At 68.4% G+C, this 509-nt stretch carries 1 protein-coding gene; it reads left to right on the plus strand.

The window, feature by feature from the left end; genetic code table 11:
* On the plus strand, window positions 1-506 hold a 506-nt coding region (locus tag D7X55_RS45995), incomplete at its 5' end, for an ArsR family transcriptional regulator (protein WP_121725730.1).
* Between the last annotated feature and the right edge of the window lie 3 nt (window positions 507-509).

Consider the following 509-nt stretch of genomic DNA (forward strand, 5'->3'; position numbering starts at 1 on the left):
ATACCTCCCAGCACCTGCAGCAGCTGCGGCGTGCCGGCCTGGTGCAGACACGCCGTGACGGCAAGCGCATCCTCTACCGCAGCGCTGACGGCCCACTGGCCAACCTGCTGGCCGCGCTGCGCGACTATGCCGACCACCAGCGCAGCGAAATGCAGGGCGTCCTCACCGACAGCCTGCAGCGCCGCGATGCACTGGAAGGGCTGACCGTCGAGCAGCTGCTGGAGCAACGCGACAGCGTGGTACTGCTGGACGTGCGGCCGCGCGAGGAATTCGATCTGGGCCACCTGCCCGGCGCGCTGAACATTCCCGCTACGGAACTGCACGCGCGGATGGACGAACTGCCGCGCGCCGTCCACATTGTCGCGTACTGCCGCGGGCCCTACTGCGTGCTGTCCAACGATGCAGTGATGATGCTGCGCGAAGCCGGCCTCAGCGCGCAGCGACTGGCCGCCGGCTATCCCGAATGGAAGGCCGCAGGCCTGCAGGTTGAACTGCCCCGACACTGAGCG

Source organism: Corallococcus sp. AB049A, assembly GCF_003668885.1.
Lineage (GTDB): Bacteria > Myxococcota > Myxococcia > Myxococcales > Myxococcaceae > Corallococcus > Corallococcus interemptor.